Source organism: Agrobacterium sp. ST15.13.013 (assembly GCF_027956525.1).
Taxonomy (GTDB): Bacteria; Pseudomonadota; Alphaproteobacteria; order Rhizobiales; family Rhizobiaceae; genus Agrobacterium; species Agrobacterium salinitolerans.
The window spans coordinates 44,331-69,844 of sequence record NZ_JAQKGP010000013.1; the positions used below are offsets into that span (position 1 = coordinate 44,331).

A 25,514-nucleotide genomic window follows, 5' to 3' on the forward strand; every position below is an offset into this window, starting at 1 on the left:
CCGATCCCTCATATTCCCCAAACAATGACGCTACAGGAAATTGTCATGACGCAAAAAACACCCCGATCCTTCGTTCTGGTTGCCGGCGCTGGCCATGGTGGCTGGGTTTGGCGGGATTTGGCCGCTTTGCTTGTTGCCGCCGGACATCGCGTGTTCACACCCACGCTGACAGGGCTGGGCGAACGCTCTCATCTGATCAGTGGTTCGATCACCCTTTCCACGCATATCAACGATGTGGTGAATGTATTTGAATGGGAAGATCTGCACGACGCCGTTCTCGTGGGGCACTCTTATGCCGGCTGGGTTGTTTCCGGTGCGATGGAGAAGCTTGAAGGGCGGGTAACCGGCCTTGTCTATCTGGATGCGTTCCTGCCTGACGATGGCCAGCGCGGGTTTGATTTCTTGAACGACCAGCAGAAAGCTGCGTTTCTGTCCGCGCAGGAGAATGGGGAAATTTCCCGCCCGGGACCAACCTCCGCCGCATTGAAAATTCAGGATAAAGCGAATGCTGCCTGGGTCGATTCCAAGATCACGCGGCAGCCGATCGGCGTTTCGCTGGAGGCACTTCACCTGACTGGCGCCCGTGATCGCGTGGCCACGAAAATCTACGTGAGAACGCCGCTTTTTCCGCAGCCGCTGTTCGACGCTGCCCTTCAGCGCTGTGAGAAGGACGCGAGCTGGCAAACCGTGGTCATGGAAGGATGCGGCCACGACCCCATGGTGGACCGGCCCGACGCGGTAGCGGATATTCTGACGAACATTCCGTGATTGCGATTTCGGGACGCTTGACGGCGGATGAGCGCCATAAAAACAGCAGGGACATGAATGGTCGACAACATGACAGCCCTCATGGGAAAGCTGCGTGAGAAACCTTTTTATCTCGATACAGTGGCTCTTGCCTGGGTTCAGGCAACCTTTTCTTCATTGAGCACTGAGGAGAAGGTTGGACAAATCCTGCTCCCGGTGTGCCGCGACCTTTCCGAAGAAGCGATCGATGGCGTCCTTGCCCATCACGTCGGCGGCCTTCATCGCATGATAAGACGCGATGAAGGTGAATTGCGAGGCAGTGCGCGATATGCCCAGTCGCGGACCAAGGTGCCGCTCCTGATGGCAGGCGACATCGAGTTTTCGGAAAAAAGTAGCCCCGCTGCGGGTACGGTATTCCCGAACCAGATGGCGGTGGGGGCGACCGGAGGCACTATTCACGCGAAGCGGATGGGAACGATTGCGGCCAGGGAGGGCTCATATCTGGGGTTCAACATCAGTTGGACCCCGGTTGGTGACCTCGCGCTCAATTTCCGCTCCAGCGTTGTCAACACGCGCGCGTTTGGGGATGACGTTGAGGCGGTCACCGGATATGTGCGTGCTTATCATGAGGGTGTGCGGGAAGCTGGATTGGGGACCTGCCTGAAGCACTGGCCCGGTGACGGCGTCGATGAGCGTGACCAGCATTTCGTCAAGACAAACAATACCATGGACATGGACAGCTGGCGCAGAAGCTTCGGCCAGATATTCGGCGCCGCAATAGCCAACGGCGTTCAGACGGTAATGGCGGGGCACATTAGCTTACCAGCCTACGCCGCTGAACTGGGTGCCCACGCCTCCTGTCAAGGATCGGCACCTGCTTCCCTCAACCGCGATCTCAATATTAAGCTGCTGCGCGGAGAGTTGGGATTCAACGGACTGATCGTTTCCGACGCGACGGGCATGGTGGGGTTCGGGTCGCAGGGAAAACGGAGCAAGATCGTTCCGCTCTGTATCGAGGAGGGATGCGATGTTCTCCTGTTCCCGACCAATCTTGCCGATGACTTCCGTTTCCTGATCGCGGGGCTGGACGAGGGAATTCTAAGCTATCGTCGTCTCGACGAAGCCGTACTGCGCGTCCTTGCCTTAAAGGCATCGCTAGGGCTTCATCTTGATCGGTTTGCCCTGCCAGACGAGCGGTGGAAGAAAAATTTGCTCGCATCGCCTCAACACGCTGCCTGGGCCGACGACGTCGCAAGGGCTGCGGTGACCTTGGTCAGGGACACTCGGAAAATTCTGCCTTTGAGGCCGGAAAAACATCCACGAGTTCTTTTGTCATGGCTCGAAAATCGAACGACCCCTTCCGGTCCGATCGCACAACTTCAGTTTGACCGGCTTCTTCGAGAGGCGGGGTTTGATGTGACAATTCTGCGGCCTGGCGAGAAAATAGAAGCGGTGCGATATGATGTCGGCGTCTATGTTCTGGCTGAAGAAGGGATGTCCGCCAGGGAGCACCTTGGTCCGCGGTGGGCAGATTTGCACGGGCCGTTTCCCGCATCGATGGAAAGATTGTGGGACTATCTTCCGACCATATATGTCTCGCTCGGTTCCCCGTTTCTCCTTTACCATATGCCGGAATGCGAAACGTTCGTGAACGGTTATTCTCCGATTTTGCCGGTACAACGCGCAACCGTTGCGGCTTTAACCGGAGAAATTCCATTCTCCGGTCAGAGCCCGGTAGATCCTTTTTGCGGGGTCGCGTCGGGAGCGCCCTTATAGATCAGGTGATCGTGGCTAGACGCCGGAAACAACGCGGCGGGACTTGACTGTAAATGTCAGGCCCAAGGAAGCCTGTTTGATCAAGCGCAGGAGGCGGGAAAAAAAATATCTCTGCTTTGATAAAATTATGTCGCCCTCTTGGGCGGCAGCGCGCGAAATGTTGCCATCGCCGTCGTGGATGCAACGTGTTATCCTGACGAGCCTGACCACTGAGCCAGTGCTGAGACAGTGTGGAGGATTCGGGACGGAGGCACGCTTTCCCTTGAAATAACGCTCTCGGACGTTGCTGGCCGCCGCGGGGTTGTCACCATGCGTCTGCCGAGCATGCCAGCGGCACGTTCTTGATTTACTAAACTTTCAGAGGAACTTGAATGCTCGTTCTTTTCCCAGTTCCCTCAGGAATCGCCGTCGACCTGCCCACCAGGACCGTTCCCTTCACAATCATCTGGGGCAGGTATCTTGGGTGGTTCGATATCTTCCGGAACACTCTTTTCTTCACTGGGTTGCTCCGAGCCGTGACGATTTTTATCGTGCCCGGCTTCGCTAAACCCATCGCCGACCGGTTCCCTGGCACACCGTCGCACAGTGTGTCCATGGCGTTTGGAGCATGCGTCGTGACGGGTTCTATCGGCCGCCCGACGACCGCCGCAACTGCAGGAATGGTGGCTCCGAGGCGTTTCACGGGCGTCATCGGCGCTGTCACCGAAACCTTGGGCGGCGCGATCAGTCGCTTCTGGCTCGCTCACCGTTTTGGGCTTGAGCTCCCCGTGGCGCTGGTCGAAGACACCGTTATCATAGCGTTCGCGCTTCTCGTCGTGGTGGCCGTGTCATGAGAGAGTACGACGCAATCTTCATCGGGGCCGGACAGGCCGGGCCGTTTCTCGCCGCTCGTATGGCGGCGATGGGCCGCAAGGTGGTCCTGATCGAACGGAAGTATCTCGGCGGAACCTGCGTTAACGCCGGGTGCATGCCGACCAAGGCCTTGGTCGCCTGTGCCAAGACCGCCCAGATGGCCCGGCGTGCATCCGAATTCGGCGTCACTATTCATGGTGAGCCGACGGTGGATATGTCGGCCGTGGCGGCCCGCGCCAGGAAGGTGACCCTCGATGCGAGAAGCGGCCTGGCGTCCTGGTTCGATAGCCTCGAAACGATGGATGTGGTTTATGGCCAGGCCCAATTCGCCGGTGCGAATGACGTTTATGTGAACGGTACACGCTACACGGCGCCGCAGATTTTCATCAACGTGGGCGCGCGACCACACATCCCCGATGTGCATGGGTTGACCGACGTGCCGTATCTCACAAGCACTTCGATGATCGAACTCGCTGAATTGCCGAGACACCTGGTTGTCCTCGGCGGCAGTTATATCGGACTGGAATTTGCCCAGATGTATCGCCGCTTCGGCGCGGCGGTCACTGTCATCGAGCGCGGACCGCACCTTGCTCCCCGGGAGGACAGAGATATCTCGGAAGCCATTGCGGATATCCTCACCAGGGACGGCGTCAACGTTCTTCTCAGCCAGAAACTGTTGTCAGTCGCCATGGACGGCTCAGACGTCGTCGTTCGGTCCGATCAAGGCGAAGTCCGCGGCAGCCATGTACTGGTCGCCCTCGGGCGCCAGCCGAATACCGACGATCTCGGCCTCGATCTTGCGGGCGTAGAGACTGATCCTCATGGATTCATCAAGGTGGATGAGCGACTTCAGACGAATGTCGAAGGTATTTGGGCGCTTGGCGATTGCAACGGACGAGGCGCCTTCACGCATACCTCCTACAATGATTTCGAGATCGCCGCCGCGAACCTCCTCGACGGCGGTGATCGCAAATTGTCCGATCGCATCCTCGGTTATGGCCTCTACATTGATCCGCCTCTCGGGCGCGTGGGCATGACGGAGCGTCAGGCGAAGGAGGCCGGCCACCGGGTCAAGGTCTCGACCCGACCTATGAGCCGTGTCGGTCGAGCCGTCGAGAAAGGTGAAATACTCGGCCTCATGAAGCTCGTCGCCGACGCTGACACCGACCGGGTGCTCGGCGCCGCCTTTCTGGGGGTCGGGGGTGACGAAGCGATCTACGGGGTGCTGGACGCCATGAACCTGGGGGCGACGACCGAAAAACTCCGCTGGGCGGTGCCTATCCATCCGACTGTCGGAGAACTGGTGCCGACACTGATTAACGACCTGAAGGTAACAATTTCAGCGATGTGACCGAGGGCTGAAGACTTATTCGGTGGCCTTTGTTCTGCGAAATTATACCGTTAAAGTGGCCTTGTTCGGTACTTTTACGGTCACCTGAAACTCCTCAAGACTGCGGCGACAATTGCTTCCGGGCAATCTTCCTGAACAAGGTGGCCGGTCTCGGGAAGCGAAATACAGTCTTTAGCGGAAATCAACGCCGCCAGACGCTCGCCCATGTGATGTGGAATCCATTCGTCATTCTTTCCCCAAAGTACGCTTACCGGGCAGTCCATTCGGGTATAAAGAGTTTCGACTTCATCTGTGAAACGCTGGTCCATTTGCGCGATTTGCCGGTAAAATGCAGGCTGCCCGACAGGACCAGTCCAAGGCGCGCTGTATATTTTCAGCGCCTCTTCCGACAATGGATTGCGCGCGGCGGATTGTAGGTAGGCGCGCAACACGGCACGATGCATGTAGGCTGGCATGTCGGAAAACGCCATTTCGTGCTGACGAACATGCTGCACAAAAGGGGACCCCCATGGGGCAAAAGCGACAGCATCGAAGATCGTTAAGGCGGAATAGCGCAACCCGTTGAGAAAGTAGGCACGAAGGACGGTTGCCCCGCCAAAGTCATGGGCCAGCATCTCTGGCCGTTCAATATTCCATTCTTTAAACAAGTTCTCCAGAACATTATTCTGTATTCCGAGCGAAACATCCTGTCCTTCGCGCATTTCAGACTGACCATAGCCAACCATGTCGAAGTAATAGATGGTCCGATCATGGGCAAAATGCGGGATGATCTTACGCCAGACCTGAGAAGAAAAGGGTGTGCCGTGAACGGCGACCAGCGGCGGGCCGCTGCCGATCTTCCCCCACCGAACAGCATTGCCTTCGATTGTTGACGTATTCGGGAGTTCCAGCATGAAAAATCCTATCCTCTCTCGAACCAAGTGACGCGACGCCCTTGCCTTGATTTGGGAAAGCATCAGTTTGAGAGAACAAAATCACCAGTTCATAATTTTTAGGATAAGGATCAGTCCGCTTGAGCCGCCGGCGCCATCGCCCATTTTGGCGGAGCCAGATCGACGGGCCTGCGACGCCATGTCCCCATTCGGCAACCGTTCGATAGTCGCGGCGGATTGAGGCTGGAATGAACCGTTGATCGGCGGCATAGTCTTCGTCGTTACGGACATCGATGAGGCACGGCAGGCTTGGCGTAACGATGATCCGGTGCAGCTTGTCGGGTGCGCAATGTCCAAAAATGACGGCATAGCGTGTCCCTCCGTTGGCTCGGGCAAGCACTGATCGAACCCGAACTTTCAGATCCCAGACCCATCAAGCTCCCGGTCGTCCTCGCCCTCCCAGGGAGCGGGCATCGTAAGACCATCGATATTGGCTGAAGGCATAGGCATCCAGCACTTCAATTCCGACTCCGAATATTCGATGATCCGCCCCGGCGAAGAGTCTGAAGCGCGCCAGCCCTCTGAGCCGTACTGGTCGCCCTTCGACCAATAAGCGAGGTCTACCTGGGACGGCCCTTGTTCGGACGACCGTATCGTGATGAGGATCCGATCTCCGGTTTTCGGCGCGCTCGCCATATGTCGCCATGGGTGTGGCTTGTCCATCGTCTCCCCCCGTAATACGCTCGGCCCTCAACGGCTTGCGGGCTGCGCCCGCACAAAAGAGCCGCCTTTCTGGATTTCAGGCTTCGACAGCTTCGCTGACATCATCCAGAAGAAAGTGCACGATCACATAGCGTGTCGTGTATTTCTGACCGCTATCGGAGACGCTTTCGATGCTGCCGCCGTCGGCGGGGTGCCAGTTCTGGTAATGGGGGTTGTTGGCGATCAGCGTAATCGCTTTGCCTGACAACCTGCCGCCCAGCCGGTAGCGGGCCTCTGCGAGATGCCAGATATTTTCAAAATCCTGTTGGCTGATACGGGCTTTCAAGGCCTTTCTGGATATTGTTTTCCCGGGCGAACCATCGTCATGCGCCGCCGATGGAATATGTAGGTCAACTTCTTCTGCACCGTCCAGCAGAAAGTTGAATTCGTCTGGCCACATCCGTCTCACGTATCGCTCCTCCCAAAGCTTACCGTCCTACAGCGCCATCATGATAGCGTCTCCGCCGCGAGAGGCAATGGCGGATATGCACCTGTGCTTGCCTCGCATACCCTCAATCGATGCTACGAGTTCCAATGCCCGGAACTTGAAATTGACCGGGAGATCGTGCTTGTTCACCTTCGGGAGGGCACGTCCGCGTCCCCGCCAGTCGACGAACTGCATCGAGGAGTAAAGGCATGAAGAAGCTCATCAACGATCCAGCCACCGTTGTGCGGGACATGCTTGAGGGCGTGGTGGCCCTCAGCCCCGCGACGGTCCTGCTAGCGGATGAGAATGTCGTCATCCGCTCTGGCCTTCCGGACCCGGAAAAGCGCAGGGTGGCGGTCCTGTCGGGCGGCGGCAGTGGCCATGAACCAGCTCATGCGGGTTATGTCGGCGCGGGTATGCTGACCGTTGCGGTGGCAGGCGATGTCTTCACTTCGCCGAGCACCGATGCGGTTCTTGCCGGCATCAGGGCTGCGGCCGGACCGGCCGGCGCTCTGGTTATCGTCAAGAACTATACGGGTGATCGACTGAACTTCGGATTGGCGGCCGAGCTGGCGCGGGCTGAAGGAATTCCGGTCGAGATCGTGGTCGTTGCCGATGACGTTGCGTTGAAGGATACAGTTCCCGACGATCGCCGCCGGGGTATTGCAGGTACAGTGCTTGTTCACAAGCTCGCTGGCGCGGCCGCGGAGCAGGGACTTTCCCTTCAAGAGGTGGCCCGCATCGCCCGGGAAGCCGCTGGAAACTTATCTTCCATGGGAATATCACTGGGCTCCTGCACGCTCCCTGCCGTTGGCAGGCCGGGCTTCGTCCTTGGCGACGCTGAAATCGAAGTCGGGCTCGGCATCCATGGAGAACAGGGCGTTCGGCGGATGCCCATCGCACCGGCGGACGAGCTCGTGAAGCTGGTGCTCGAAACGATTGAAGCCGATGGCAGGCTGAAGAGCGGCGACCGGGTTGCGCTTCTGGTCAACGGACTGGGATCGACGCCGCCATTGGAACTTGCGGTCGTGGCGCGATCCGCCGTCACACGTCTGGAGGCAAAGCGCGTCGTGGTCGAAAGGGCATGGGCCGGCACCTTCCTCTCCGCCCTCGATATGCCCGGCTTTTCCCTGTCGGTCATGCATGTGGACGACGCAATGCTCAATCTCATGGATGCGCCAACCGACGCCGGTGCATGGCCGCGCGGCGGTGTGGTGAACCGTAACCGCGTCTTGCCTTCGGCAGGCGTCAAGACGAGCGTGACCGCGCAAAGCAGCGTCACGGTCGCCGGTGAACGACTGCGTTCCGCCGCGGAGCGGGTCGCCGGTGCACTGATCGCTGCGGAGCCCAAACTGACGCAACTGGACAGTGTTACGGGCGACGGTGACCTTGGAACAAGCATGGTGCGCGGCGCCGAAGCAATACTGGCGCTGCCACTGCAGAGCTTCGCAGATATATCCGGCGGCTTGATGGAGATGGCAAATGCGATGCGGAAGGCAATCGGCGGAAGCTCGGGCCCCTTTTACGCCACGGGCCTGATGCGCGCTTCGCGCCATCTTGCCGGGATCGAAAAGCCGACGGCCCAACAGATGGCGGAAGCGTTCGTGGCGGCCGTTCTCGCGGTCTCAGAACTCGGCGGTGCGAAGCCGGGAGACCGTACGATGATAGATACGCTTCACCCAGCGGCAGCAACGTTCCGGGATAAGCTCGCAGCCGGAGCGTCGGCCGACGACGCCTGGCGATCCGCCTTGGCGGCAGGTACCGCAGGCGCCGAGGCGACGACGTCGATGAAGCCGCGGCTCGGGCGCGCGAGCTATCTTGGCGAGCGGGCTATGGGACATCCCGATGCGGGAGCGGTCGCCGTCAGCATCTGGCTTGAAGCAATCGGGAACGATTAGCGCCGATGGGCGGCAGGCTTGATGAGAAAGCGGATTGCCGCCGTGGCCATGACGTTCAGATGCGCCGCGCTTTAATCGTGTTCATGACGAAGCTGGTCTCGATGGTCTCGACGCATTTCAGCTTTGCAATCTTGTCCTTGATGAAACGCTCGTAGTCCTCCAGCCCACCGCACATAACCTTGAGCATGTAGTCCCTCGGACCCGTGACCAGATGACATTCGAGAACCTCGTCCCAGTCAAGAACGGCCGCCTCGAACATCCGGATTTCGTCATCGTGCTGGCGGCTGAGGCGGACGGACGCAAGGGCGGTCATGGTCCATCCCTCGATTGCCGGATCAATGATCGCGGAGTACCCTTTGATGGCGCCTATCTCTTCCAGGCGTCGAAGCCGCCGCAGGCACGCCGATGCTGACAGTCCAACCCGCTCGGCAAGTTCGTTGTTCGTGATCCGCGCATCGGCAGACAATTCCCTGAGTATCCGCCTGTCGATCGGGTCTGCAATTTTTTGCGACATAAATGACCATTCTCCGCAATATATTGCTTTATGAGACCGCTGTACGCTTCAAAATGCAAGGTATTTTGGTTTCACTGCGTGTAACCTTCAGGTAGTTCAACACTAGCTGAGGGATCATCGGAAATGACCGCGCCGCATCCGTCCAAAACCCACATCGGCAACCACGCCCTCCATCCTGAAACCCAGATGCTCAATTACGGTTATGATCCGGAATTGTCGGAGGGCGCCGTAAAGCCTCCCGTGTTCCTGACATCGACCTTCGTTTTCAAGTCGGCGGAAGACGGGCGTGACTTCTTCGACTACGTCTCCGGCCGCAAGGAGCCGCCCGAAGGCAGGGGCGCGGGCCTCGTCTATTCGCGCTTCAACCATCCAAACAGCGAGATTGTCGAGGATCGTCTTGCCGTTTATGAGCGCACGGAGAGCTGCGCGCTCTTTTCGTCCGGCATGTCCGCCATTTCGACAACGCTTTTCGCCTTCGTCCGGCCCGGTGATACTGTGCTCCACTCCCAGCCGCTTTATGGCGGTACGGAGACGCTGCTGGCCAAGACCTTCCATAATTTCGGCGTCTCGGCAGTGGGTTTTGCCGATGGCGTCAGCGAGACTTCGGTGATGGCTGCCGCAGAAGAGGCGATGGCGAAAGGCAGGGTCTCCGTCATCCTCATCGAGACGCCGGCCAATCCGACAAACAGCGTTGTCGATGTCGCGATGATGAGCCGGGTCGCCGACGCGATCAGCGAGAAGCAGGGGCACAGGCCGATCATCGCTTGCGACAATACGCTCCTCGGCCCGGTGTTCCAGCGGCCAATCGAGCATGGCGCGGACATCTCGCTCTATTCGCTGACAAAGTATGTTGGCGGGCATTCCGATCTCATTGCCGGGGCGGCGCTCGGTCGGAAGAATGTCATGAAGCAGGTGAAGGCGTTGCGTGGAGCAATCGGCACGCAACTCGATCCGCACTCGTGCTGGATGCTCGGACGTTCCCTTGAGACGCTGCAAATCCGGATGGAGCGGGCGGACAGCAACGCCAGGGTCGTGGCGGAATTCCTGAATGCGCATCCCAAGGTCGAGAAAATCCATTATCTTCCGTTCAGCGATCCGGCATCTGCGGCTGGCAAGGTGTTTGCTGCTCAATGCTCCGGCGCGGGATCGACCTTCTCGTTCGACATCGCCGGCGGGCAGGCCGCGTCTTTCAAGTTCCTCAATGCGCTCAACATATTCAAACTCGCGGTAAGCCTCGGCGGCACGGAGTCTCTCGCATCGCACCCCGCAACGATGACGCATTCGGGAGTTCCTGCCGATATCCGCCAGCGCATCGGTGTGCTGGATTCCACGATCCGGCTGTCAATCGGCATCGAACATCCCGACGATCTTGTCGCCGACCTGACCCTTGCCCTGGATCAGGCCTGACGAAAACGGGAGCGCCGACTGCCGGGCGCTCCCCGGACTTGATTGAAAGCCGCTCTTCAGGAACAGGCCTGAATAGGTCACTCATGGTCGCGTCGCGCGGGTCGCTTTCCAATGTCTCTCATTTGCGGCATTAAGTTTTGTGAAGTAAAGAGCACAAGATGGATGTGTCGGGAGGGGGCATGAAACTCAGGAGTCAGATTCTCGCATTGGCCATCGGGCCACTTGTTCTTGCGATTATCGTCATTACCGCACTGATCACGTGGCAGTCTATGACGCTGGCGCGCACGAGCATCGATGCGTTCGAACGAAACATGCTCGCTGCAAAGGAGGCTGAACTCCTCAACCTCACCAATCTCGCCCTTTCGGCGATCCGCTCGGTCTATGACAGGGCAGGACCGGATGATGAGGCCGCGAAGGAAGAGGTCAAGCGCATCCTGACCGGTCTCGACTACGGCACTGACGGCTATTTCTTCGTCTATGACTATGACGGGCTGAACGTGGTCCATCCACGACAGAATTTCCGTCCGGGGAATAACTGGCTGGATCTCCACGATCCCGATGGCAACCGGGTGATCTACGATCTGATCGTCGAGGCGAAAAAGGGGGGAGGGCTGGTCCAGTACAAGTGGGAAAAACCCTCCACCAAAAAAATGGCCGACAAGCTTTCCTTTGCGGCCGGCCTCGACAAATGGCGCTGGATGATCGGTACCGGCGTTTACCTCGACGACGTTTTTGCGACAACGGCGGCGGCGAAGGAGGAGTTGCGGCATTCAATCACCTGGAACTTCCTGATCGTCGCCCTGTTTGCGGTTCCCGCCGTATTGCTGGTGTTCGCCACCTGCATGCTGCTCAATCTGCGCCAGCAGCGGCTGGCGGATGGCCGGCTCAAGGACTTGATGCAAAGGATCATCGATACGCAGGAGGAGGAGCGCCTTCGCATTGCCCGGGAACTGCATGACGGCATTTCCCAAAATCTCGTCGGCGTGCGTTTCGCGATCGATCTCGCGCGGCGTAAGGTCACACCGGATAATGTCGGGGCTGTCGAGGCGATCGGCAAAGGCGCCATTGCGTTGAACGAAGCGATCAAGGAAGTTCGCCGCATCTCGCACGATCTTCGCCCGCGTGTCCTCGACGATCTGGGGCTGACGGCAGCTCTGGAATCCCTGATCTCGAGTTTTTCCGAACGCACGGGAATTGCGGCGACGCTTGAATCCGTGGCCTTCAAGCATATGCTTGTCCCGGAGGCGCGGGTTGCGCTTTACCGTGTCGCACAGGAAGCGTTGACCAATATCGAGCGCCATGCCGGCGCGACGCAGGTCGCCATCCGGTTTTCCAGCCGCGATGAACGGGTCCAGATGGATGTCAGCGACAATGGTCGTGGATTTCCGGCCGTTCGGAAGGAGAACGGGATGCCGGCAAGCAAGGGGCTCGGTTTGAGAAACATGCAGGAACGCATGACGCATTTCGGCGGCAGGCTGGATGTCGAAAGCTCCGCCAGGGGAACCGTTCTGCGCGCGGTGCTGCCCATCACTGCCATGAAGGATCGCAATGACGGCTTACAGGAGGCCGCCGAGTGACCGTTCATCCGATCCGTGTGTTGTTGATCGACAACCATCCTCTGGTTCTGGACGGGTTGAGGGCCGTCCTTGAGACTTACGAGCATCTCGAAGTCGTTGGAACCGCGGTATCCGCCATGGCCGGTATCGATGCGGCTGTCGCCACGCGGCCCGATGTGGTGCTGATGGATATCAATATGCCGCAGATCAATGGCATCGATGCCCTGGAACTGTTCAAGGAAAAGCAGCTTTCCGCCCGGGTGCTGATGCTGTCGATGCATGACAGCCGGGAATATATATCTACATCGGTGATGTATGGTGCAGCCGGTTACATTCTGAAGGACGTGGCGACCGAAGAAATAGTCGCCGCAATCGAAACCGTGGCTGCCGGCGGCACCTATTTTTCCTCTGGCGTTCGCGATGTGCTAATGGAGGGGGCGTCCGGCAGGCTGAAGGCGCTGACGACACGCGAACAGGAAGTTCTGCTGCTGATCGCGCGCGGAAAGAGCAATCGTGACGCTGCGCTGGCGCTCGACATTGCCGAGCGCACGATGGAAACCCATCGCAAGAACATCAAGAGGAAACTGGATATAGCGACGACTGCCGGTCTCATCCGTTATGCGATCGATAACGGGCTTATCAAAGAATAGCCGCCAAAGGCCAGAGGCCCCGGAATGTCGCCATCCAGGGGCCTCGTAAAGTCTATGCCTGCTTATTTGCCGGCCGTCTGCATGGCATAGCCGTAGCTGTCATAGGTATATTCGGCGACGCGGAACCATTCGAAGCTCTCGTCGCGGAACTTCTTCCAGCCCGGATAGATCTTGGCCCATGCGGGATGCTTCTGGGTGTACTCGTCATAAAGCTCGAAGGTCGCCTTATAGGCGGCGTCGAGCACATCGCGGGGCAGCGGGCGAAGCTGCGTGCCCTTGGAAACCAGCGAGCGGATCGCATCCTTGTTCTTGACGTCGTACAGCGCCTGCATGTTGATGTTGGCGGCCTTGCAGGCGGTGTCGAGCGCTGCCTTGTATTCATCAGGCAGTGCTGCATACTGGTCCTTGTTGATGAAGAAGTGGATCGTCAGTCCACCCTCCCAGAACGCGGGATAATAGTAGTATGGCGCGATCTGGTAGAAGCCGAGCTTTTCGTCGTCATAGGGACCGACCCACTCAGCGGCATCAATGGTGCCCCGTTCCAGCGCCGGATAGATGTCGCCGCCCGGAAGCTGCTGCGGCACCGCGCCAAGCTTGGCGAGCACCTGTCCGGCGACGCCGGCAATACGCATCTTCAGGCCCTTGATATCCTCGAGGCTCTTGATCTCCTTGCGATACCAGCCGCCCATCTGGGCACCCGTCGCTCCACCGGGAATGCCGATGACGCCGTAGTCGGAGAGAAATTCGTTGTAAGCCTCGTTGCCGCCGCCATGGTAGAGCCATGCGTTCTGCTGGCGGGCGTTCAGGCCGAAGGGGATGGTCGAACCGATGGCGAATGTCGGATCTTTCCCCGTGAAATAGTAGCCGCAGGTATGGGAAATCTCGACGGTATTGGCTTTTACGGCGTCGATGGCCTGGGCTCCTGGAACGATTTCACCAGCCTGAAAGACCTGGATTTCGAACTTGCCGCCCGTAATGGCCTTCAATGCATTGGCCATGACCACGGCGCCGCCATAGATCGTGTCCAGATTGTTCGGGAAGCCGGACGTGAGACGCCAGCGAATAGTTGGCAATGACTGGGCTATGGCGGGTGTCGCAAGTGCCGAAGCAGCCGCAGCCGCTCCTGCAAGTACGCCGCCCGACAAGAGTTGTCTGCGACCTGGGTTGACCTTCATAGATTACCTCCTCCTATTGAATGTCAGCGATGTTTGTTACGGGGGGCGCTTTCGCGCCCGGCCGATTTGTCAGGGCGCGCCCGGCTTTCCGAAGCTCGGTGCGCTGTTGCCCGGCGCCAGGAAAGGATTGGCGAAAGGATCGGCGTCCGTACCTGCGCCCGGCATCGGTACATTGATATGGACGGCGGAAGGATCGGCCTGTTTCACGCCTGACTTGTAGTGCATCACGATGCCGGGGAAGGCGATGATGATGATGACCATGGTCAGCTGGATGAACAGATAGGGAATGGCGCCCAGATAGATCTGGGACGAGGTGACCGGCTGGATGGTCTGTCCGGTGATCCGGTCCTTGTAGGCGCGCGTGGGTGCAACGGACCGCAGGAAGAACAGCGAAAAGCCGAAGGGCGGGTGCATGAACGACGTCTGCATGTTGACGGCCAGCATCACGCCGAACCAGATCAGATCGATGCCAAGCGCATCGGCGACCGGCGCCAGCAGCGGGATGATGATGAAGGCCAATTCGAAATAGTCGAGGAAGAAGGCCAGGAAAAAGACCAGCAGGTTGGCGACGATCAGAAAGCCGATCTCGCCGCCCGGAACCGACGTCATCAGATGCTCGACCCAGACATGGCCGTTCACGCCATAGAAGGTCAGGGAAAAGACACGCGCGCCGAGCAGGATGAGCAGAACGAAGGACGACAGCTTTGCCGTGGCGTACAGAGACTGCTGGATCAGCCCGAAATTGAGCTTGCGGTTGGCAAGCGCAAGGGCGAGCGCGCCGACAGCACCCATGGCGCCGCCTTCCGTGGGGGTGGCGATGCCGAGGAAGATCGTGCCAAGCACGAGGAATATCAATACGAGCGGCGGTACCAGCGAGGTTATGACCTTGAGCAAGAGCTTGGTGCCGCGCAGGGTCCGCGCCTCCGGCGGCAGGGCCGGGACTTTCGTCGGACTGATGATCGAGGTCACGATGATATAGACCGTATAGGCGGCCACGAGCATGAGACCCGGAACGAGCGCGCCCTTGTACATGTCGCCCACTGAGCGGCCGAGCTGGTCAGCCAGCACGATCAGTACGAGGCTGGGTGGGATGACCTGCGCCAGTGTGCCGGAAGCCGCAATCGTGCCGGCGGCGACCTTGCGGTCATATCCATAGCGCAACATGATGGGAAGCGAGATGAGGCCCATCGAAATAACCGAGGCGGCGACGACGCCGGTGGTGGCGGCCAGAATTGCCCCGACGAAGATGACGGCGAAGGCGATGCCGCCGCGGACCGGTCCAAACAGCTGGCCGATCGTGTCCAGCAAGTCCTCCGCCATGCCGCTCTTTTCAAGAATGAGCCCCATGAAGGTGAAGAACGGGATGGCCAGCAGCGTTTCATTCGACATCTGGCCGAATATGCGATCGGGGATGGCCTGGAACAGCGTCACTGGCAGCAGGCCGAGCTCTATTCCGACAAAGCCGAAGAAAAAGCCGACGAAGGCCAGGGCGAAGGCGACGGGGTAGCCGAGCAAAAGCACGATGATGAGCGCCGCAAACATGATGGGCGCGAGATTTTCCGCAATGAATGCCATTGTTGTTGTTTCCTTCGATCAGAGCAGTGCGGCGGCGGCGTCAGCCGCTGCAACCGGATCGGGGATATCGCCGCGCAGGATCGCGACACGCTTGATGAGTTCCGAAACGCCCTGAATGGCCAGCAGGCTGAAGCCAATCGGTATCAGCGCCCAGACGGGCCATTGAATGAGGCCGCCCGTGTTGTTTGAAACCTCACCGGACGCAAGTTTCTGCAGAAACACCGGCCAGGAGAGATAGACCGTGATGAGGCAGAAAGGCATGAGAAAGAAGATGGTCCCGAGAATATCGACCCACAGCTGCCCCTTGCGCGGAAGACTTCCATAGACCAGATCGACCTTCACGTGCTCGTTGTTGAGAAGCGTATAGGCGGCGGCGATCAGAAACACGGCGGAAAACAAATACCACTGCGATTCAAGCCAGGCGTTGGAGCTCATCGAAAACGCCTTGCGCATGGCTGCATTGACGGCGCTGATAAAAATGGCCGCGAGAAGCAGCCAGGAAACACCTTTGCCAATGGCTGCATTGGCGGCATCAATGGCACGCGAAGCGGCCAACAGAAATTTCATGACATCCTCCCCGAAAGCGGTCGCGTATTCCTCAATACGTGTGTGACCGCCATAATTCGGGCAGGATAACCACGGCGGCCCGATGCTCAAGGGCGCGCGCCGGCGAACTTCTCAGGACGTACCAAGAACTGGGTATGGGCAAGATCAAAACCCACATCCAAGCATATGTTTCGCCTCCCGCTGTTTGTTCCAGGAGGCGTTTTTGCGACGCGTACGGTCAGTATCGCGATCGGCGATCTCAAAACCGCCCAGGCGGCGCCACCGACATTCGACGACAAGCACGGCTTTGGCAATGCAGATTTGCCGCTTGATTGGCGACCATGCCACTATTTGGTTGCGGTCGCCTCTTTTACCGCCAACGCCGCCATGGCCAGTGCAGCATCGCGGGTTCTCGCCGCTGCGACAAACCGGCCGTTGTGGCAGAAGCTTGCGCCTTCGACGCCGCAAACCGCTTCCAGATCATTATCCGTCAGGCCTGCCCAGGCGGCCGGCAAATCCGCCCGCAGCTCAAAACCTTCATCCGCGCGACGAATGCCGGTAAGGCACCAGTCGTTGTGACGCGGATGAACGACGAAAAGCAAATGGTCCGCCCCCGCCTTCACGATGGCGGGCCGGAACGGCATGCCCACCGGCAGTTCCAGAATATGACCCTCGCCGGCATCCGCGATAGCCCGGTTTACCAGCGTCTCGGCCCGCAATTTCGCGGCGCTGTTGGCAATCTTTGCCTCCACGAAGCTGCGGGCGATGGCCAACGCCGCGTGGAAACTGCGATTGTCCGCTTCGGGATCTGTCTCGTCGAAAACAGGCTTCAGAGTTTCGAGCAGGACGGGCAGGGTCAGTCCCGCGAGCGGCCCGGCTGTGGAGGGGCTGAGCGCACCGTTGTCGACCAGATCGACCGGCAGCACGAAGCTGGCGTCGAAAGAGGCGTGAATGGTTTCGATATGGTCTTCCGGAACGCCAAAGGCGGCAAGATAATCGCGGCCGAAATGCTTCCAGATCAGTCCGAACGAACTATAGGGCTGACCGTCCTTGCGCAACGGCGCGCCGCGCTGGTGGTGATCAAAGGCTCCCTTTGCTGCGTCATAAGAGCCGCCGACGTCGTAGACGATGCGATCTGCGCCGGGTGCGATCCATTCGGGCGCCCTGCTGCGGATCAGGCGTGCCTGCGGGAAAAGCTGCGTCAGCACAACGCTCGACAGCAGTTCGTCGGCATGGAAGCCACCGGAATGGGTGACGAGGAAGTCCGGTATCATGTCAGGATGCGCCTTGTTGTTTGCGGAAGGTCCGCCTGAGAGTGGCACCTGATACCCTTTGCCGGAGGTCATCTCAACCCGCTATTCGCCATGGAGGCTAAAAGCAATGACATGCTGGATGTGGTGATGTGTGGGAAGGGTGGTTTGCGAAAGCGCCAAAGAATTTGCCGGGTCGTGTGCGCTGCTCGCCATCTTCGACGCCAACGCGGCGATTTCATTTAACACAAAGGGAGCGGAATCGCGCGGTGACTTCTATATTCAGGGGCGTTTCTGGACGATGGAGGCTCTTCTGGACAATACACTGGGGCACGTAACGGCCATGAGGCGTTATGCCCAGCCCTTCAGCGCCCGCCCGGAATAATAGCTGGGCGTGATGGCGCGGTAGATCGGTATGCTGGCGGCGCCCAGGTGAGGCAAGTCGCTCATGATCGATTTGCGTATCTCCGGCGGCTCGACGAAAAAATCCTCGCCGAGTATATCCAGAGAGCCGATACGCCGCACGATATGTTCGACAATCCAGTCCGGCAGCGATCCACCGAAAATGATGGCTGCCGGATCCATCGTGCGGGCGACTGTCAAAGAAAGCAGGCGAAGCTGATCCGTTGCCCGTTCAAGCCAGGACGCCACGGCGGGATGGTCGGCATAACTCTCGTCAATATCCTTCAGACGTCGAATGGCGACGCCCTGAGCAGCCAGAGTGTCGCACAGGTCCTGTCCCGAGGGGCGGGGATGGGATTTTGGAAACAGTCCGCCGAACTCGCCGGCATTGCCATTGGTGCCGCGATAGAGATGGCGCTGCACCACCAGCGCACCGCCGATGCCATATGTCAGCCAGATCATCGCGAAGTTTCGGATATTGCGGCCTGCACCATAATAGAGTTCGGAAAGAATGACGGTATTGCCGTCATTTTCGTGAAAGACCGGGAAATCGAAATAGGGCTGAAAGTCCTTGTCGACGTCGATATCGCGCCAGCTTTCGAACTGCTTGATGCGGAAGACATGGCCGCGATCCCGCTTGAAATGGCCGGGAAAGCTGATGCCGCAGCCTAGCACATCTTTTTTTCTTATCTTCGCTTTTTCAAGCACTTGCCGGGCGGCCGCCTCGGCCATCTCCATAATGTGCTCGAAACTGTGCCCCTCCAGTTCCGATCTGATTTCCTGTCTTATAGTGCCATTGAGATCGGCCACGCAGACACGCAGATCGTCAGGATTGAAGTAGACCCCCAGCGTGAAAAGCCCGTTCGGGTTGATTTCGATGGCTGTGGACGGTTTCCCCCGTTTGCCGTCATTGCGGGCTTCCTCCGCTTCGATGATGAGGCCGGATTCCAGCAGATTGGCCGTCAGGCGGGTAAGGGTCGGTGCGGAAACATCCATTTCGCGCGCCAGTTCGATGCGCGACATGCCTCCCTTACCGCGCAAAATCTCGAGCAGACGCCGCTCATTATAGCCGAGATCGATCAAACAAGTCTCCCGCGAGAAATCATGTCGGATGATTAGCGAAAATTACGCGATTGTACACCGCGTTTCGCCGTAAATCGCGCCATTGAAACTGCGCGTCTGTAAATCGAAATCAGGGAATGATGTGTTTTTTCAATAGGATATTTTATTGTCATAATCGAAATAAATTTCGGCTTGACTAATTAATTTACGTAAAGAAAATAAATAGCAGACAACGGGTAGCGACAGGCAAAACCAAAAAGAAATCATGTCGCCGGGCCGGTCTGTCAGGGAACAAAAAAACGGAGCCCCCTCATGCGTCAATCATGCACTATTTTCGCGCGCCTTTTTGCCGGCGCCACTTTCCTTGCCAGCGCGGCTTTCGCTCATGCCGAAGGCAGCGTCGTGGTCTATTCCGCTGCCCCGCAGCAGCTCATGGACGAATTGCTGCCCATGTTCGAAAAGAAAACCGGCACCAAGGTCGAGCTTGTCAAAGCCGGATCGGGCGAGCTGATGAACCGCATCAAGGCGGAGAGCGGCAAGCCGGCGGGCGACGTGATCTGGAGCGTCGACGGGACGGTTATCGATTTCTCCGCCGACCTTTTCGAGCCATACAAGCCGGTTGAGGCTGCATCGATCAACCCTGCCTTTTCACCGAGCGCGAATTGGGTGCCTTTCACGGCTGTCGTCACGGCCTTTATCGTCAATAAGGAGGCCCTGAAAGGCGCTCCCGTTCCGACGTCCTGGGCCGATCTGGCAAAGCCGGAATATAAGGGCCTGATTTCTTCGGCCCGCGCCGATCAGTCCGGCTCGGCTTATATTCAGATGGCAACGGTATTGCAGGATTTCGACAGCGAGGAAAAGGGCTGGGAAATTTATACCGGCATCCTCACCAACTCTGTTCTTTCCACCTCTTCAGGCGCGGTGCCGCGTTTCGTCAACGATGGCGAACAGGCTGTTGGCATTACGCTGGAAGATGCCGCGCTGCGCTACAAGCTCGGCAACGCGCCGGTCGAGATCGTTTATCCGAAAGAGGGTACGGCAATCGCGCCTGACGGCATGGCGCTCGTCAAGGGAGCGCCGAATGCTGACAATGGCAAGGCTTTCATCGATTTCATCGTCTCCAAGGAAGCGCAGGAAATCGTGGTGAAGGCGGGTCGTCGCTCGGTTCGAACCGATGTTCCCGCCAATCCGGCGCTTGTTCCGCTGGCCGATGTTCCCGATGCGAAATACGATTTCAAATGGGCTGCAGACAATCGCGCGGGTCTGATGGAAAAGTGGAACGAGACATTGCTCGACGTTCAGTAAGATAATTGCCGGGGACGGCGCAGCGGCGACCGTCCCCCTTTATTTCATTCACAATTCGCTTTTCGTTTGTCCAGCGTGGTCACGGGCCGTGCAGGATCTGTCATGGAGCAGCACATGGCCGCCGTGGAAATTACCAGCATCAAGAAAAGTTACCGGGATGTCGTCGCTCTCTCCGACATCAATATCTCCATCCCCTCGGGATCGTTCTTTACGCTTCTCGGTCCGAGCGGATGCGGCAAGACGACCCTCCTGCGCACGATTGCGGGGTTTCACCAGCAGGATAGCGGCAGTATCAGCATCGAAAGACAGGCGATCGAACATGTGCCCGCACACAAGCGCGATGTCGGCATGGTTTTTCAGGATTATGCGGTCTTCCCGCATATCTCCGTCTTCGACAACATCGCCTTCGGTTTGAAGCAGCGCAAGGCGTCTTCCCCCGAGATTCGCGAACGGGTCGGCAAGATTCTCGACATCGTGCAGCTCGCTCCCTACGCCAGGCGCATGCCGCATGAATTATCCGGCGGTCAGCAGCAGCGTGTCGGCCTTGCGCGTGCGCTCGTCATCAATCCCAAAGTGCTGCTGATGGACGAGCCGCTATCCAACCTCGATGCGAAACTGCGTGTGGATCTGCGGCGCGAGCTGCGCGAAATCCAGCAAGCCATGAACATTACCACGGTTTATGTGACCCATGATCAGGAGGAGGCGCTTGCCATGTCCGATCTCGTCTGTGTGATGTATGGCGGCGTCATCCAGCAGGCCGCAGCGCCCTGGGAGGTTTACAACAACCCCGCCAATCGTTTCGTCGCCTCCTTTGTGGGGGCAAACAATTTCCTGACGCTGGATCGTGCGGGTGGGCGGACCTCCATTTCCGGGCACGGCGTAGGGTTGCCGCAGGTCGACGCCATTGCGCCGCAACGAACGGTCGTTGCCGCCATCCGTCCCGAAGCCATTACCGTCGGTTCGCCTGCGACAGATGGTCAAGGCCGCATCGAACTGCCTGTCACCATAAGGCAGGTCAGCTTCACCGGCCGCGAGATGAATGTCGCCGCGGTGCTGTCGTCGGGAGAGGAAATCGAGGCGATCACCAAGCCGTCGCCTGACATCATCGCCCTTCAGCCCGGCCAGAAAACGGTTTTCTCCTGGTCTGCCGGTGATACCAAGCTCTTCGGTGAAGGCGTTACCGGGGAGCGCCTGTCATGACGGATATGACCGCGACTTCAATGCCCGGAGGGTTTCGTTTGCGGCTGCCGGGTTTCTGGACAAGCGTGACGGTGCTTGCCGTTATCCTTTTGGCTGTCTTCCTGGTCCTGCCGATCTTTAGCGTATTCTTCATCAGTTTCTTCGACGCCAAGACGGGTGCTTTCGGTTTCGGCAACTATGTGCAGGTGCTGACGCGGCGTTTTTATACCGTGGCATTGTGGAATACGTTGGTCATCGGCGTGCTCGGCATGTTGGGGGCCTGCCTGCTCGGTATTCCGCTTGCCTTCTGCACCTCGCGTTACCGCATTAAGGGCCGTACATTCATTGCCACCTTCGCGGTGCTGGTTCTATGTGCACCGCCCTTCATCGGCGCCTATGCCTGGATCATGCTGTTCGGCGCCAACGGCGCAGTCACCAATCTCCTGTCTTTCGCCGGTATTTCCTTGCCGACCATTTACGGGATACCCGGCATCGTGATGGTCTTCAGCCTGAAGTTCTTTCCCTATATTTTCCTGATGACGGAAAATGCGCTGAACACCATCAACAAATCTTATGAGGATGCGGCGGAAAACCTCGGTTGCACGGCGTTCCAACGGTTCCGCAAGATCACCTTGCCGCTGGTCTTTCCGGCAGTCAGCACCGGCGCGATCATCTGCTTCGTCTTGTCCATCGCAGATTTCGGAACGCCGGCAATCCTCGGCAAGGGCATCAGGACGCTCTCGACCATCGCCTATGCGCAATATACCTCCGAAATGGCGGGCACGCCGACCATGGCAGTCACGATTTCCATGGTGATGATCGCTATTTCCATGGCCGCACTTCTGTTGCAGCGGCACATTCTCTCCAAACGCCGTTACGCCAGTTCTTTGACGAACCGGCCGGTTAAACAGCCCATGCGCCCGTTGAAATCGTTCATCGTGCATGGCTTCTGCTATCTGGTCGTCTTTGTCGCCATGCTACCGTCCCTTACGGTCATCTACACATCGTTCCTTGCGACGAACGGCCCTGTCTTCACAGGCGGTTTCGGGTTGGACAGCTATGCCCGCATTCTTCGCGATTCACCGCAGGCGATTGCCAACAGCTTCACCTTTGCGATTGCAGCCGTGGTGTTGATCGCCATCGTTTCCGGCCTGCTCTCATTCATCGTGGTCAGGCGGGACAATGCAGTATCGGGCTCGCTCGATCTTCTGCTGATGGTACCCTATCTGATACCCGGCGTCGTCATGGCAATCGGCTACGTCACGACGTTCCGTTATCCGCCTTTTGACATCACTGGCACGGCGCTCATCATCATCCTGTTGGTGTTTATCCGCCGCCTGCCTTACGGCGTCCGCTCCACGACCTCGATCCTGCGGCAGATCAAACCCTCCATCGAGGAGGCTGCGGTCAATCTCGGCGCTTCTCCGGCAAAGACGTTCATATCGGTGACGGTGCCGCTGATGTTGCCAGGTCTCATCATCGGTTCCTTGATGAGCTTCATCACCGCCATAAACGAATTGTCCTCGACGCTGATCCTCTACACGGCGCGGACGATTACGATGCCCGTGCTGATCTATATTCAGGTGATTGACGGCGAGTTCGGCACGGCCGCGGCTCTTTCCACCTTGCTTCTCGTCAGCACCGGACTTTGCGTCTTCGTCGTCTTCCGGCTTTCGGAGGACAAGGAAGCCTCTTTCGTCTGAAGCCATCAAACAACATTCAAAACTGCAGCAGCGGCGACCCATGTGTCGCCGCCAGCCTCCCTCTGCAAGGACACCGGAAAGATGAATATCGCGAGCTTTTCGCAATCGAAATACAAGAACGCCGCAAAGCCGGGGGACGATGTGGCGCTTCTCATTCCCGGACGGGTTCTGGCCGTTTTCGACGGCGCGACCGACCCGACCGGAGCAAATTACGGCGGGCTGACTTCCGGCCGCATTGCGGCTCTCGCCGCCGCCAATGCCGTGGCTGAGATGAGCCTTGACGGCAGGCTGGAAACGCTTGCCGCGCCCGCGCTTTTTCAGAATATCAGCGATATCCTGAAAAAGGAGGCGCAGCGCATCAATGCCGGCCATCCGCCATCGACCACCCTGGCGATCGTGGCGGATATGGGCGACAGCTTCCGCCTGCTGCTTGCCGGCGATTCCGGCGTCAGGATCAACGGCACCCGTCTGTTTCAGCACACGAAGCTGATCGATACGGTAAGTACTTCGGCGCGTATATTCGTATTCAAACAGCTTCTCGCCGTCATCGGTGACGGTGATGCGGCTGAAGCAAGAACGCGTGCGACGATCTTCTCCGGCCTGCGTTCGGCGGTCGCAAACGGTATCATGACGGCGCGGGATGCGGAAAATGCCGTCACTGCCGCAGCCGGGATGAGCGGTCTTGAGAACGACGTTGAAACGGTCGAGGAATTCCTGATGGGCGGCATCCGTGTCCAGCCGCAATTCGCAAACCAGCATGGGCATGTGCTGGGTTACGCCTCGGTGAATGGCGGAACGGTCATGCAGGAGGGGACGGTTGACCTCCGCATTGCCAAAGACGGGCTCTCGAGCGTTGAAATATTCTCCGACGGCTATTTGTCCTTGCCGGCTGGGACGGATGTTGCGGCCTGGGAAGCGGAATTCGCGCGTGTCGAGGCGGCGGATTTTCACAAGCTGGGCGAGTATCCGTCCGTCAAAGGTTCGACAACGGCGGAGTTCAGTGATGACAGGACCGTCATTTGCCTCAACCTGGCTCAAGGGTAGTCCAGTTTACGAACCTCATGTGAGCCGGCCGACATCGCATATCGATGTCGGCATCATTCGCGATTGGTCAGCTTGAGATGTTTGCTGACGGAGACGGCCATGCCGCGCCGGCTGGCGCCAAGTTTCGCATAGATGGTCTTCAGGTGGAATTTCACGGCCGCTTCCGAAAGGCCGAGATCGTGAGCCATTTCCTTGTTGCTGCGGCCTTTGGAGAGAAGTTTCAAAACGGTGGTGGTTAATGTCGATGCCGTTCAGGGAGCAGGAAATGTCAACGAGTTCTGTTCCGATCCGCAATTCGTCGGAAAATTCCGGAAACTGGACGCCGTCTGTAGGAGCAAGTTTCACACATACACCGTCGGCAATTTGTTTCTCCCGAAACCCATGCCCGAAAAAACCGATAGGGTGCGCTCGGTTTTGAAAACGTGCCGGTCAGGTGGCTGCCGGGGGGCTTCCTCCGGCATTGGAACGGAACGCCGTCGCCGCGCCATGGTCAAAGCACTCGATCAGAATTTCGGTCAGCACCCGGATTTTTCTTGCAGGATGCTGGCCGGGCGGTCTGACGACAAATATTCCCGCCGGCGGCGGCGGATAGCGTTTCATGACGCGGACCAGCTCGCCGGAGTCCAGATGATCCTTGATGAGATCGTCGGGCAACACGGCTATCCCCAGACCGGCGGTTGCGGCGACGGCGAGGGCGGCCCCGTTGTCGGCCTTGAAACGTCCCTGTGGACGAATGCTTGTCACCCCGTCTCCATCCATCACCTGCCAGGTCTCCGTTCCTTGCATGAGAGCCTGATGGGTTAGGAGTTCTTCCGGTGTCTCGGGAGAGCCATGGACCCTGATATAGTCCGGGCTGGCGACGAAACTTCCGTAGAGCGGGCCGACGCGTCTGGCGACAAGGTTGGAATCCTGAAGGTGGCCCACCCGGATCGCACAATCATACCCTTCTGCGATCAGATCCACGAAACGATCAGTGTAACAGGTCTGAACCTGGAGTTGGGGATAGCGGCGCGCCATTTGCGCAATCACCCGTGCGAAATGCGTCGGGCCGAAAGAAAGCGGCGCAGCAATCCGCAGACGCCCGCGGAGCTCGCCAGCCGGAAGAATTGTCTCCCTCGCCACATCGATTTCAGCTGAAATCCTTGCCGCATAGTCCCGGAAGGTTGCGCCTGCTTCTGTCAGGGAAGCGCCGCGTGTGGATCGGGCCAGAAGCTGGACACCAAGCTCGGCTTCAAGCCTTAAGAGCCGCCGGCTGACCATCGACTTGGAGATGCCGAGCCGCAGCGCGGCCGAAGTGACGCCTCCCGCATCTGCAACTTCGACGAATGTCCGAAGATCTTCGATATCCACTCAGCGTTCCTCATTCTGCGACACAGCTCAACGCTGACAATGACTACCGCATCATAAACAGGAATGACAAGTTTCGCCCCGCGGCAACGCCCGAAGGGGTGCATGTCTTTG

Annotated in this window: 23 protein-coding genes and 1 pseudogene; 13 read left to right on the top strand and 11 right to left on the bottom strand. The window is 58.5% G+C overall.

What is annotated here, in order from left to right; translation table 11 throughout:
- The first annotated feature begins 45 nt into the window (after positions 1-45).
- The 4 genes from PL597_RS14620 to PL597_RS14635 all read left to right on the top strand — a co-directional run bounded on the left by PL597_RS14620 (position 46) and on the right by PL597_RS14635 (position 4,726).
- A complete protein-coding gene (locus tag PL597_RS14620) occupies positions 46-768 on the top strand; it encodes an alpha/beta fold hydrolase (protein WP_121459738.1) in 723 nt (240 codons plus the stop codon).
- Positions 769-825: 57 nt separating this feature from the next.
- Complete coding sequence (locus tag PL597_RS14625) at positions 826-2,523, top strand: glycoside hydrolase family 3 protein (protein WP_246666584.1); 1,698 nt, start codon at positions 826-828, stop codon at positions 2,521-2,523.
- Between the two features lie 371 nt (positions 2,524-2,894).
- Complete coding sequence (locus PL597_RS14630; RefSeq protein ID WP_137411834.1) at positions 2,895-3,356, top strand: DUF4126 domain-containing protein; 462 nt, start codon at positions 2,895-2,897, stop codon at positions 3,354-3,356.
- A complete protein-coding gene (locus PL597_RS14635) occupies positions 3,353-4,726 on the top strand; it encodes an FAD-containing oxidoreductase (RefSeq protein WP_191217419.1) in 1,374 nt (457 codons plus the stop codon). The genes PL597_RS14630 and PL597_RS14635 overlap by 4 nt, the downstream gene beginning before the upstream one ends.
- A gap of 80 nt (positions 4,727-4,806) precedes the next feature.
- Here the strand turns inward: PL597_RS14635 and PL597_RS14640 are convergent, their stop codons facing one another.
- From PL597_RS14640 to PL597_RS14650, 3 genes are all read right to left on the bottom strand, one after another.
- Positions 4,807-5,619 carry an alpha/beta fold hydrolase gene (locus PL597_RS14640; protein ID WP_137411836.1) on the bottom strand — a complete coding sequence of 271 codons (813 nt, stop codon included), beginning with the start codon at positions 5,617-5,619 and terminating at the stop codon, positions 4,807-4,809.
- A gap of 396 nt (positions 5,620-6,015) precedes the next feature.
- A complete protein-coding gene (locus PL597_RS14645; RefSeq protein ID WP_077983164.1) occupies positions 6,016-6,321 on the bottom strand; it encodes a hypothetical protein in 306 nt (101 codons plus the stop codon).
- Positions 6,322-6,397: 76 nt separating this feature from the next.
- A complete protein-coding gene (locus PL597_RS14650; RefSeq protein WP_137411837.1) occupies positions 6,398-6,760 on the bottom strand; it encodes a hypothetical protein in 363 nt (120 codons plus the stop codon).
- A gap of 236 nt (positions 6,761-6,996) precedes the next feature.
- Between PL597_RS14650 and PL597_RS14655 the strand changes: the two genes are divergently transcribed.
- Positions 6,997-8,685, top strand: coding sequence for a dihydroxyacetone kinase family protein (locus PL597_RS14655; protein ID WP_271365554.1), 1,689 nt, complete (start codon positions 6,997-6,999; stop codon positions 8,683-8,685).
- Between the two features lie 55 nt (positions 8,686-8,740).
- Here the strand turns inward: PL597_RS14655 and PL597_RS14660 are convergent, their stop codons facing one another.
- A complete protein-coding gene (locus PL597_RS14660; protein WP_080794082.1) occupies positions 8,741-9,199 on the bottom strand; it encodes an Lrp/AsnC family transcriptional regulator in 459 nt (152 codons plus the stop codon).
- 123 nt (positions 9,200-9,322) lie between these two features.
- Here PL597_RS14660 and PL597_RS14665 point away from each other — a divergent pair, with 123 nt between their 5' ends.
- The 3 genes from PL597_RS14665 (at position 9,323) to PL597_RS14675 (ending at position 12,812) form a co-directional block, all read left to right on the top strand.
- Positions 9,323-10,606, top strand: a complete 1,284-nt coding sequence (locus PL597_RS14665) for a cystathionine gamma-synthase family protein (RefSeq protein ID WP_271365556.1) — start codon at positions 9,323-9,325, stop codon at positions 10,604-10,606.
- A 179-nt stretch (positions 10,607-10,785) separates the two neighbouring features.
- The gene (locus tag PL597_RS14670; protein WP_077983203.1) at positions 10,786-12,183 is read left to right on the top strand and encodes a cache domain-containing protein; all 1,398 of its coding nucleotides are present in this window, start codon (positions 10,786-10,788) and stop codon (positions 12,181-12,183) included.
- Complete coding sequence (locus PL597_RS14675) at positions 12,180-12,812, top strand: response regulator (protein WP_077983158.1); 633 nt, start codon at positions 12,180-12,182, stop codon at positions 12,810-12,812. Before PL597_RS14670 ends, PL597_RS14675 begins: the two co-directional genes overlap by 4 nt.
- 62 nt (positions 12,813-12,874) lie before the next feature.
- On the opposite strand, the gene PL597_RS14680 is transcribed toward PL597_RS14675, so the two are convergent.
- The 5 genes from PL597_RS14680 to PL597_RS14700 form a co-directional block, all read right to left on the bottom strand.
- Complete coding sequence (locus PL597_RS14680; RefSeq protein ID WP_077983157.1) at positions 12,875-13,987, bottom strand: TRAP transporter substrate-binding protein; 1,113 nt, start codon at positions 13,985-13,987, stop codon at positions 12,875-12,877.
- 69 nt (positions 13,988-14,056) lie between these two features.
- Complete coding sequence (locus PL597_RS14685) at positions 14,057-15,562, bottom strand: TRAP transporter large permease (RefSeq protein WP_162520530.1); 1,506 nt, start codon at positions 15,560-15,562, stop codon at positions 14,057-14,059.
- Between the two features lie 18 nt (positions 15,563-15,580).
- Positions 15,581-16,129 (bottom strand): TRAP transporter small permease subunit, encoded by a 549-nt coding sequence (locus PL597_RS14690; protein WP_077983156.1) that lies wholly within the window; start codon positions 16,127-16,129, stop codon positions 15,581-15,583.
- 326 nt (positions 16,130-16,455) lie between these two features.
- Positions 16,456-17,382: an MYG1 family protein gene (locus tag PL597_RS14695; protein ID WP_271365576.1), complete on the bottom strand. Its 927-nt coding sequence runs from the start codon at positions 17,380-17,382 to the stop codon at positions 16,456-16,458.
- Positions 17,383-17,709: 327 nt separating this feature from the next.
- Positions 17,710-18,843, bottom strand: coding sequence for an ROK family transcriptional regulator (locus tag PL597_RS14700; protein ID WP_269825282.1), 1,134 nt, complete (start codon positions 18,841-18,843; stop codon positions 17,710-17,712).
- Positions 18,844-19,134: 291 nt separating this feature from the next.
- On the opposite strand from PL597_RS14700, the gene PL597_RS14705 reads away from it, so the two are divergent.
- The 4 genes from PL597_RS14705 (at position 19,135) to PL597_RS14720 (ending at position 24,053) form a co-directional block, all read left to right on the top strand.
- Positions 19,135-20,127 carry an ABC transporter substrate-binding protein gene (locus PL597_RS14705; protein ID WP_271365557.1) on the top strand — a complete coding sequence of 331 codons (993 nt, stop codon included), beginning with the start codon at positions 19,135-19,137 and terminating at the stop codon, positions 20,125-20,127.
- 102 nt (positions 20,128-20,229) lie between these two features.
- Entirely contained in the window at positions 20,230-21,327 is a 1,098-nt protein-coding gene (locus PL597_RS14710) for an ABC transporter ATP-binding protein (RefSeq protein WP_254229092.1), read from the top strand.
- The gene (locus PL597_RS14715) at positions 21,324-23,009 is read left to right on the top strand and encodes an ABC transporter permease (protein ID WP_191217422.1); all 1,686 of its coding nucleotides are present in this window, start codon (positions 21,324-21,326) and stop codon (positions 23,007-23,009) included. The genes PL597_RS14710 and PL597_RS14715 overlap by 4 nt, the downstream gene beginning before the upstream one ends.
- Before the next feature lie 81 nt (positions 23,010-23,090).
- Entirely contained in the window at positions 23,091-24,053 is a 963-nt protein-coding gene (locus PL597_RS14720) for a hypothetical protein (protein WP_137411845.1), read from the top strand.
- A 53-nt stretch (positions 24,054-24,106) separates the two neighbouring features.
- On the opposite strand, the gene PL597_RS14725 is transcribed toward PL597_RS14720, so the two are convergent.
- Entirely contained in the window at positions 24,107-24,277 is a 171-nt protein-coding gene (locus tag PL597_RS14725) for a helix-turn-helix transcriptional regulator (protein WP_271365558.1), read from the bottom strand.
- 7 nt (positions 24,278-24,284) lie between these two features.
- Between PL597_RS14725 and PL597_RS14730 the strand changes: the two are divergent.
- A pseudogene (locus PL597_RS14730) lies at positions 24,285-24,437 on the top strand (antibiotic biosynthesis monooxygenase); the annotation flags it as partial.
- Between the two features lie 45 nt (positions 24,438-24,482).
- Here the strand turns inward: PL597_RS14730 and PL597_RS14735 are convergent.
- Positions 24,483-25,403, bottom strand: coding sequence for a LysR family transcriptional regulator (locus tag PL597_RS14735; protein ID WP_149148346.1), 921 nt, complete (start codon positions 25,401-25,403; stop codon positions 24,483-24,485).
- Between the last annotated feature and the right edge of the window lie 111 nt (positions 25,404-25,514).

Coding starts and splice junctions, on each gene's coding strand:
- PL597_RS14620 (WP_121459738.1), top strand. CDS start 46: ATGACGCAAAAAACACCCCGATCCTTCGTTCTGGTTGCCGGCGCTGGC.
- PL597_RS14625 (WP_246666584.1), top strand. CDS start 826: ATGGTCGACAACATGACAGCCCTCATGGGAAAGCTGCGTGAGAAACCT.
- PL597_RS14630 (WP_137411834.1), top strand. CDS start 2,895: ATGCTCGTTCTTTTCCCAGTTCCCTCAGGAATCGCCGTCGACCTGCCC.
- PL597_RS14635 (WP_191217419.1), top strand. CDS start 3,353: ATGAGAGAGTACGACGCAATCTTCATCGGGGCCGGACAGGCCGGGCCG.
- PL597_RS14640 (WP_137411836.1), bottom strand. CDS start 5,619: ATGCTGGAACTCCCGAATACGTCAACAATCGAAGGCAATGCTGTTCGG.
- PL597_RS14645 (WP_077983164.1), bottom strand. CDS start 6,321: ATGGACAAGCCACACCCATGGCGACATATGGCGAGCGCGCCGAAAACC.
- PL597_RS14650 (WP_137411837.1), bottom strand. CDS start 6,760: ATGTGGCCAGACGAATTCAACTTTCTGCTGGACGGTGCAGAAGAAGTT.
- PL597_RS14655 (WP_271365554.1), top strand. CDS start 6,997: ATGAAGAAGCTCATCAACGATCCAGCCACCGTTGTGCGGGACATGCTT.
- PL597_RS14660 (WP_080794082.1), bottom strand. CDS start 9,199: ATGTCGCAAAAAATTGCAGACCCGATCGACAGGCGGATACTCAGGGAA.
- PL597_RS14665 (WP_271365556.1), top strand. CDS start 9,323: ATGACCGCGCCGCATCCGTCCAAAACCCACATCGGCAACCACGCCCTC.
- PL597_RS14670 (WP_077983203.1), top strand. CDS start 10,786: ATGAAACTCAGGAGTCAGATTCTCGCATTGGCCATCGGGCCACTTGTT.
- PL597_RS14680 (WP_077983157.1), bottom strand. CDS start 13,987: ATGAAGGTCAACCCAGGTCGCAGACAACTCTTGTCGGGCGGCGTACTT.
- PL597_RS14685 (WP_162520530.1), bottom strand. CDS start 15,562: ATGGCATTCATTGCGGAAAATCTCGCGCCCATCATGTTTGCGGCGCTC.
- PL597_RS14690 (WP_077983156.1), bottom strand. CDS start 16,129: ATGAAATTTCTGTTGGCCGCTTCGCGTGCCATTGATGCCGCCAATGCA.
- PL597_RS14695 (WP_271365576.1), bottom strand. CDS start 17,382: ATGATACCGGACTTCCTCGTCACCCATTCCGGTGGCTTCCATGCCGAC.
- PL597_RS14705 (WP_271365557.1), top strand. CDS start 19,135: ATGCGTCAATCATGCACTATTTTCGCGCGCCTTTTTGCCGGCGCCACT.
- PL597_RS14710 (WP_254229092.1), top strand. CDS start 20,230: ATGGAGCAGCACATGGCCGCCGTGGAAATTACCAGCATCAAGAAAAGT.
- PL597_RS14715 (WP_191217422.1), top strand. CDS start 21,324: ATGACGGATATGACCGCGACTTCAATGCCCGGAGGGTTTCGTTTGCGG.
- PL597_RS14720 (WP_137411845.1), top strand. CDS start 23,091: ATGAATATCGCGAGCTTTTCGCAATCGAAATACAAGAACGCCGCAAAG.